The sequence below is a fragment of the Arhodomonas sp. AD133 genome, assembly GCF_051195215.1.
Taxonomy (GTDB): Bacteria; Pseudomonadota; Gammaproteobacteria; order Nitrococcales; family Nitrococcaceae; genus Arhodomonas.
Genome location: NZ_JBNAZM010000019.1, coordinates 22,849 through 32,081, shown reverse-complemented (window position 1 = coordinate 32,081; position 9,233 = coordinate 22,849). Strand labels below are relative to the sequence as shown.

The following is a 9,233-nucleotide window of genomic DNA, read 5'->3' as shown; positions in this document are numbered from 1 at the left end:
CGCTTGTTCCTTCAGCTGGTTCTGCGACTTCAGCAGCTAGTTCTGCGACTCCAGTGCCTCGAGATCCGCCTCGCTCATCTCCTCGATGAGCGCGATGCTTTCGAGGACGCGGTCGATGTCGACGTCCTGATCCGCACCGTTCGTTGCCGCCGCCATGTGCTGCGCCAGCACCGACGCCAGGTCGGAAAGCCGGGGGGATTCGAAAACCGCCTGCACGGAGAGCTCGACGCCGGTCTGCTGCTTGAGCAGATTGACGAGCCGGGACGCCATCAGGGATCCGCCGCCCAGGGCGAAGAAGTCGCTCGTTGGCTCGAGCTCGTCGGGTGCCAACTCGAGAAGCTGCGACCAGGCGTCCACCATGGTTCGCTCCGCGTCGGTGGCCTCCGGGTGGTCCTGCGCCGGCGCCGGACGGGTGTCCAGGGCGCCGGCGCCGTCGTCGATACCGGCGCTCTGCTCGTACGCCGGCGTCCGCGCGGAGCGGCCGATCCAGCAGCGGCGACGGTCGAATACCGTCGCGGGCAGGGGAACCAGCTTGCGGCGACCGTCGTGCAGGCCTCGCCAGGGTATGTCGGCGCCGGCAACCCAGAGCTCGGCGAGCCGTTCGAGATCCCGGTCGGCGACGAGGCCCGCGAGGAGCTGCTCGCCCCGGGCGCCCGAGAGGGCGACGGCGAGTGCGCCCGGATCGCGATCGGCGTTGCCGGTGTAGAGGGAGCCGCCGCCGCGCAGCAGGGACTCGGCGTCGCTCTCGGGCTGGTCGCTGGCGAAGTAGTGCGCCAGGGTATCGGCGAGCTCCTCGCGGCTGCGGGCCACGACGGCGAGGCGCTCGTCGAGCGCTTCGCGCCCGAGCTGCGTGGTGTAGGCGATGTCCGCCAGGCTCGCCGGGCGCTCCGCCTGCAGGTAATCGTGCAGGCGCTGGGCGGCGACGCGCAGCTGCCGCGGGGTTCGCGCCGACAGCAGGACGAGCTGGAAATCGTCGGCCGGGGATGCTGTCGGCTCGTCGACGGGCTCCGCGGGCGGCGGGGCTTCGACCACGAGGCTGACGTGGCTGCCCCCGGCCGCCACCGAGTTGACCAGCGCGCGGAGTGGGGCGGGGCGGCCGTTGGCGTCGGCCTGGGAGCGCGGCTGCCAGGGAGAGAGCCGGTCACAGAAGTGAAGCGGGGTGTCCGCCAGGTCCAGGGCCTCGTCGGGCTGGCCGACCTCGACGAACGGCGGCAACTCACCGTGTTCCAGCTGCAGCACTACCTTGGTGATCTGGGCGATGCCGGAGGCGGCCTCCGGATGTCCGAGGTTGGACTTCACGGTGCCCAGTGCCACGGGCTCGGTGGTTCCCTGGAAGACTTCCCGCAGCGCCCGGACCTCGACGTTATCGGCCATCGCGGACCCTTCCGCCGAGGCTTCCACGTATCCGATCGACTCCGGCTCGACGCCGGCGCGCTCCAGGGCGCGGCGCATGACGTTGACCCGGGTGCGGTGGCTCGGTGTCATGAAACCGTTGGCTCGGCCGCCGTGCATGGAGGCAGTACTCTTGATAACGGCGCGGATGTCATCGCCGTCGCGCAACGCGGCCTCCAGGGGTTTGAGCAGCACGGCGCCCACCGCCTCCGCCGGAATGTAGCCGTCGCCGCCATGAAAGCTGCGGCTGCCCGGCGTGCTGCCCAGCAGCTGCATCTCGGAGAGCGCCTGGTACTTCTCCGGATGGACGGTCAGGTTGACACCCCCGGCCACGGCGAGCTCGGTTTCGCCTCGCAGCAGGTCGGCGCAGGCCAGGTGGATGGCCATGGTCGATGACGTGCACATGCTGTCGACCGCCAGGCTCGGTCCTTCGAGGCCGAAGAAGTGGGATACCCGGTTCGCGATGAGGTTGTAGGACGCCGCCGAGGTCAGGGCGGCGAGTCCGGCATCGCCCCCGTCGGTGCGATACATCTGGTACTGGCTGCCCACGTAGACGCCCACGTTGCGCCGGTACCGCTGTTCGAGCACCTGCTGGGTAATCCCGCTGTGTTCGAAGAGCAGCCACACGGTCTCCAGGTAGAGCCGCTGCTGGGGATCCATGGCGGCGGCTTCCCGCGGCGAGATGCCGAAGAACAGGGGGTCGAACTGGTCGATACCGTCGAGGAACGAGCCCCAGGCAGGCGGCAGTCCGGATGGGTCGAAGCCCTCATCCGCCCACCGTTCGGCCGGTAACTCGGTGACGCAGTCCCGACCGTCCCGCAGGTTGGCCCAGAAAGCCTCCAGGTCTTCGGCCATCGGGTAGCGGCCCGTGACGCCGATGATGGCGATGTCGTCGCTTCGGGGTTCTTCCACCCGTGGGCCCGAGCTCGGAGTGGGAGCGGTCACCGAGTGGGCAGTGTCTTGATCGGGTGCGTTGGATTCCGCCTCGTTCGCTCCGGCGGTTTCCGCGGGGGCGGCTTCCGATTCGCGGTCGACGCCGATCCAGGTCTGCGCCTGCGCCGGGTGCTCTTCGAGCAGGTGCCGGGCCAGCGCGCGTATGGTCTGGACTTCCAGCAGCAGGGTGCTCGACAGGGGGCCGAATGCGCTCTCGAGTTTCGAGACCACGTCCACGGCGATGACGGAATCCATGCCGTAACGCTCCAGAGACGCATCCGGATCGATGCGGCCCGGTGCGAGTTTGAGCGCGGCGGCCAGTACGCGCCGCAACTGCGCGATGGCCCGGTCCTCGAAGCCGCGCGAATGTCCGGATTGCTGTGGCTCGCCGGCTGTCTCGCTCTGCGCGGGGGTCGCTCGCTCCGGCGCCGGATTCGCGGCCCCATGGCCGAGCGCCTCGGCGCGGTCTTCCTTCACGAGCTCCGCGAGCAGCCGGCTGCGCTCGCCCACGAGGACGACGACCCGTCCGGTGTCGAGCCCATCGTTCGCCGCGCCCAGGGCGAGCCGCATGGCCTGGAGACCCCGGGGCGTGTCGAGCGGTGCGAGGCCGGCGCGCTCCAGTCGCTCCCTGACCGGGCCATCCAGGCCCATGCCGCCCTCGTCCCACAGTGGCCAGGCAATGGAAACGGTTCTGCCGCTGCAGCGTCCGGCGTCCACCAGGCCGTTGCGGTAGCCCGCATAGGCATCCATGAAGGCGTTGGCGGCCGCGTAGTCGCCTTGCCCGGCGTTGCCGAACGTCCCGCCGATCGAGGAGAAGCAGAGGAAGCATTCCAGCGGCTGCTCGCGGCTCAGCTCGTCGAGATGGACGAGGCCCGCCACTTTGGGGCCGAGCACGTGCCGGACATCGTCGGTGGGCTTGCCTGCGAGCAAGCCATCCCGGATCACGCCGGCGCTGTGCACGATGCCAGTCAGCGGGCCATGGGCCCGCGTAACGTCGGCCAGCAGGTCGGCGACCGCATTTCTTTCCGCCACGTCGGCGCGCCGGTATTCGACGGTGAGCCCCGTTGAGCGGAGCGTGTCCAGGGCGCGCTGCTGGTCCTCCCGCAGCTCGGAACGGCCGACCAGGACCACCGTGGCCTCACCCGCCGATGCCGCGATGTCGCGCGCCACGACCAGGCCGAGCGCCCCGGCGCCGCCGGTGACCAGGTACACGCCGTCTCGCCGGAAGGGGGCGGCCGGCGCGCTATCGGGCACCGGCTCGAACGTCATGGTCCAGCGCTGCCCGTCCCGGTAGCGGACCTCCACCGGGCTTTCGAGACGTGCTTCCTGCGCGAGGCGGGACGCCACGAGGCCGGCGGACGGCTCGTCGAGACACTCGACGTACTGGGTGAGCAGGAGCGGGTTCTCCTGATGGGCCGTCTTCAGCAATCCGGCCACTCCGCCCAGGCAACCCAGGCGTTGCCGCTCGTCGCCCCCGGCGGCGCCGACCACGGTGACTTGCAGGATCGTCCGCCGGCGCACCCCGCGTTCGAGCAGGCCGCGAATCCGCTCGCACAGGCGCGTCGCCAGCTGCTCGTACTGAGTGGCCAGCGAGTCCCCGGCGAGGTCGATCACCTCGGTGTGGACGTCCGGGCCCAGGGTGGCTACCAGTGACGCCGCCAGCGCGTTCCCCGGCCGGGCGACGACGAGAACGTGGCGTTCCGCGTCCGGCGCGTTTCCGCCAGGCACGCGGTCTTCCCGCGAGGCGGTATCGCGCTGCGCGCGCCATACGGGTGACAGGAGTACCAGCTCGCCCTCCGGCGCCGGCGCTTCCGCCGTCGTCGTGGCGGCAGGCGGCAGGGCGGTGGCGGAGGCTTCCCCCGGAACGTCGATATCCACCCAGCAGCGATCCCGCGCGAACGGGTACCCGGGGAGACTGATGCGTCGCGGACGCACGGAAGCCGGCCGCACGGCGTCCCAGTCCACCTCGGCGCCCTTGGTCCAAAGAGTCAGCAGCTCCTCGTGTTCGGCATGCGCCCGCCAGGCGGATACGGCAGCGGCCAGCGCCTCCGGGGCGGGTTCCTGTCCCGGGCGCACCGTGCCGCGCAGCCACGGCCCCGGTTGGTCGGGAGCGGCCGCATACGCGTCCAGCACGGCGCGGGCATCCCGTATGGAGGAGGCGGCGAACGCGAGCCTCTCATCCAGCGCCAGCCGGCCGGTCTGCAGCGTCCAGGCCACGGAGTGAAGTTCGCCATCGTCGAGCTGCGCCAGGCGCGCGGAGAGCCGTTGCGCCTGCTGGACGACCTGCTCCCCGCTCATGGCCGACAACACGAACAGCGCGGGTACCGACGGACCCGCCGGGGCGCGAGACGTCTCCGGTTCCGGGATGTACTCGGCGAGGATGACGTGCGCGTTCGAGCCGCCGGCGCCGAAGCCCGACACGCCGGCGATTCGCGGCAATGCCCGGGGCTCGCCGGCGACCTCCCGCTCGGGCCGGCGCCAGGGCTCCACCCGCTGCTGCACCCGCAGGGGCGTGCGATCGAACTTGATGTGCGGATTCAGGCGGCTGGAATGGAGGCTGGGCACCAGCTCGCCGTGTTGCATCTGCAGCAGTACCTTGGTGACCCCGGCGATCCCGGCGGCGCTTTCGCCGTGCCCGATGTTGGACTTGACCGAGCCGATCGCACAGTGCTCGGGCACGCCCCCGGCTTGCTGGAAGGCCTTCATCACGCCGTCGATCTCGATGGGATCCCCCAGCGAGGTGCCCGTGCCGTGGGCTTCCAGGTAAGTCAGCGAGCGCGGGTCCACCCCCGCCACCGACAGGGCGTTGGCGATCACCTCGCCCTGGGCGACCGGGCTCGGTACGGAGTACCCCGTGGTGCGCCCGCCGTGGTTGAGCGCCGTGCCCTTGATCACGCCGTAGATGTGGTCGCCATCCGCAACCGCGGCCTGCAGCGGCTTGAGCAGGACGGCCCCCACGCCTTCGCCGGGCACGTAGCCATCGCCGCCCTCGCCGAAGCTCCGGCAGCGCCCGTCGCTGGAGAGGAAGTGGCGCTGGCCGAGCATGAGGTACTTGTTGGGGTGGGGGCTCAGGTTCACACCACCGGCGAGCGCCGCGCCGCACTGACCGCTGCGGATCGATTCGCACGCCAGGTGGATCGACGTGAGCGACGAGGAGCACATGGTGTCGACGGCCATGCTCGGGCCGTGGAAGTCGTAGAAGTACGAGACCCGGTTGGCCACCGTGGATGCGCTGCCCGAGAGTGCGACGGGCTGGCCGAGGGCCTGTGCCTGTGCCCCGTACAGCTGGTATTCCTGATACATCACGCCGACGAACACGCCGACGTCCCGCCCCCTGGCGCCGCCGGTCCGTCCCTCCAGGGCACGAGCGAGGGATTGGCCGGTGTAGCCGGCGTCCTCCAGGGCGTGGTGGGCGCATTCGAGGAAGAGCCGTTCCTGGGGGTCGAGATAGTCCGCTTCCAGCATCGAGATCTGGAAGAACAGCGGGTCGAAGCGGTCGATGCCGTCAAGGAAGCCGCCCCACCGGGTGGCCGGCTGATCGTTGCCCTCCAAGAGGCGCCGGCGATCCCAGCGCTCCCTGGGGATCTCCCGAATGCAGTCGCGCCCGCTGCGCAGGTTCTCCCAGAAGGCGTCGAGGTCTGCGGCTTCCGGGTACCGCCCGTTCACACCGACGATGGCGATGTCCGTGTCCGCGTTCGACGCCACCGCTCGGACGCCGGGACTACTGTTCGATTGCGGACTGTCGCCGGGCGCGGACGCGTGGCTGGAAGCCGGACGCCTGGGCGAGGGGGCTTTCCCCTCCGATTCGCCGTCGCTGGCAAGTACGCGGGTGCCGAGGCCGTCGAGCTCGGCACACACATTGCCATGCTCGTCCACGATGGTGACGTCCAGCCGTGCGGAGCCGGCTTTCGCGTCACTGTTCGCCTGGTGGCGAACCCAGGCGTAGGCCCGTTCGGGCGTCGGCCGTAGCGTGTGCAGACGTTGCAGGCTGAAGGGCAGCGCCACGCGCATGGAGTCGCCGCTGGTGCCTTCGCCGCTTAGCCACAGCCCGAGGGTCGCCTGCAGGGCGCCGTCCGCGATACTCGGGTGCAGGCGCAGACGGCCGGCGAATCCGGCTTCCCCCGGGGTGTGCAGCTCAGCGAGCACCTGGGAGCGATTCTGCGCGTCCTGCCCGGTGCGGATCTCCCGTACCGAGCGTTGCGCCGGGCCGTAGTCCAGCCCCGCGCGGGTGTAGAAGTCGTAGAACCAGGCGTGGTCGTGGGCGGCGGCGCCAGTCGCCGCGCGCAGCGCATCCAGGTCGACGTGGCGCTCGTCGGCATCGCCCAGGCGCGCACGCCCGCGGCTGCACAGGGTGAGGGCGCCGTCATCGTGGACATGCTCGATGTTGAACCCGGCCGCGCCGCCCGCCTGATGCCGAACCGTGATGCGCAGTTTCAGGCCGTCCGTGCCACAGACCGCCGGGCGCAACCACACGATATCGTCCAGGTGTACGCGATTCGGTTCGGGATCGCCGAGGGCGTGACGGACGGCCTGGTGCGCCAGCTCCAGGTGCACCACGCCGGGCAGAACCAGGTCGCCACGCACGCGGTGATCCCTGAGGAACGGCTCGCGGCCGTCCAGCGCCGCTTCAAAGACGGCTTCGTCGCCCGTTTCGGACAGGCTCTGAAGCAGCGGGCGGCTTCCCGTGTCCTCTGGCGCGGCAACGCCAGGCGGCGCGGCGCCGAGGGAGCGTGCGTAGGCGTCGGCCGGACCGCCGGCGGCCGGTTTCGGATCCGCCAGGAATGCCGCGAGGGCGTCGACGCAGCGGCACTGCGAGAAGACGGTGGAGTCCAGCGACAGCTCGTAGCGCTCGTTCAGCCGGCTGGTAAGCTGCGCGCAGGCCGTCCAGTCAAGCCCGAACTCCGCGAAATCGCTCGTCGGTTCGACTGCCTCGGCCGGGATGCTCAGCAGCGCCGCGATCTCGTCGATCAGCGCTTCCCGGAGCCCGCTGTGCGCCGCCTCCGACACCTGCGAACGCTCCACCGGGCTCCGCGCCGGATCCGTCCCGTCGCGGGATGCCCCGGACGTCGGGGCATCCGTCTGCGTCTCCAGCCAGGCGGCGAGCGCCGAGATCGTCTTGTGTTCGAACAGGAGCGTGGGCGACAGCGACAGCGAGAGCGCGTTCTCCAGATCGGAGACCAGGGAGAGGAGATCGGCGGAGGCGAGGCCCAGGTCGTAGTATCCCGCGTGGATGCCGACCTGGTCGGCGGAACAGTCCAATCGCTCCGCGACGAGTCTGCGCAGCAGTGACGTCATCGCCTCACTGTGTCCGGTGGGTGCAGCGGCTGCCTGGGTACCGGCGGGCCTCGCCTGGCGCGCCGGCTTCGTCCCGGGCCCGTCCTCACGCACGTCCAGCGCGCCGGCCTCGGGCACGCGCTTCGCCACGAATTGCCCGATCTCGGCGACCTGGCGGCCCTGCTCGTCGTAAAACTCCACCGCGAGCCGTATCAGCTCGTCGTCACGGCTTATCGAGCGTGCCGGAACCCGCACGAAGCAGCGGCTGCCCAGCGAGCCCGACGCCTGGAAGGACTCGAACGTCAACGGGAGGTAGAGTCCCGGCCCATCGGAATCCGCGTGCAGCATGCTGAGCGCGATGCCACCGCCGAGCAGGCCGCCCTCGAAAAGCGCCGGATGGAAGGCGAAGGCGTCGGCGGTTGCCCGGTGCTCTGGCGCGAGCTGCAGCTCGGCGACCCAGTCGTCCGGACGGTGATGGACGACGCCGTCGATCTTCATGAAGCCCGAGTGAACGAGCTCGTGCTCCCGGCACCAGTCGTAGATCTCGTCGAAATGCGTCTGGCTTTCAGCACCCGGGATCGGGAGGGAGAGCGTCTGGTGGAAGATCGCGGGCTCGGTCGGGCTGGCGTTCGCCACGGCGTGCAGCACCTCGGTGCTGTCATGTTCCCGCCGGCTGCGAACCTCGATGCGAAGCCCACCGGCAGGCACGGGCCGGCCCGCAACGGTCATCTGCGCCCGCTCGCCCTCGGCGACGACCAGCGGTGCCAGAACGGAAAGGTTGCGCAGCTCCACCTGCGGCAGCGGGACTTGCTGGCGGCGCAGCGCCTGGAGCACCAAGTCCACGTAACCAACCCCCGGCATGAGCCGTCGTCCGTAGACAACGTGGCCACTCAGCAGAGGATTCTCGGGCACCAATTTGAACTTCAGTTCGAACGTTCCATCCGCCATTCCACACCCCCCCAACAAGTCCTTGTCGGTTCGCTCCGATGACGGCGCACCGCACGGTGTGCGCGGTCAACGCGAGTCAAACCACGAAGGCAAAAGACGCTTTCGCGGGACGCCACAGAGAAGGGAGTCAATCCGAAGACAGACGAATTCGCCGGCGCGGGTGCGGCTGACTGATTATTCTTATCGTTTTCCTGGAGTTGCGACCCTGTCCCCTGATATCCCTGTCGAAGAACTAAGCTTCTTCTTGTTTCGTCCTGCTCGAATCCCCTATTCGAGAGCTGGTCTTCGATACGTCGCCAGACACAGTTCCTGAGAATCGTAGCTTCTCACTCCGGCATGTCAAGGTCGCGAGATGAACATTGAGTGACCCTCCGGCTGCCGGTCCGGGCTGTCGCTCCGGATCGGTTTCAAGCGCCCCGCCGGCACCGTGCGCTCACTTGAAGTTGACCCGCTTAGGCTACGATGTGGTCACCTGCGTGGCAGAGCAGTCGCGTTCCGTTCCTGTGTTCGTCACGTGGTTCCTATCGCAAGCCGCCAGCCGGTCACGATTTCGGCGTTCACCCGTGCCGGCCACACGATGGCCCGTTGGGCGGGCAACCGAATCGGCGTCTGGATATGCTCCCGTTCTGTGCTAATTGGTCTGAAAACGGGGATTGAGTCTCGCGACCATACACACGGGGAGATGG

General features: G+C 69.5%; 1 protein-coding gene. It reads right to left on the bottom strand.

Annotation, left to right across the window (positions count from 1 at the left end):
* Nucleotides 1-36: 36 nt before the first annotated feature.
* Entirely contained in the window at nt 37-8,547 is an 8,511-nt protein-coding gene (locus ACPEES_RS12330; protein WP_435103795.1) for an SDR family NAD(P)-dependent oxidoreductase, read from the bottom strand.
* Nucleotides 8,548-9,233: the final 686 nt, after the last annotated feature.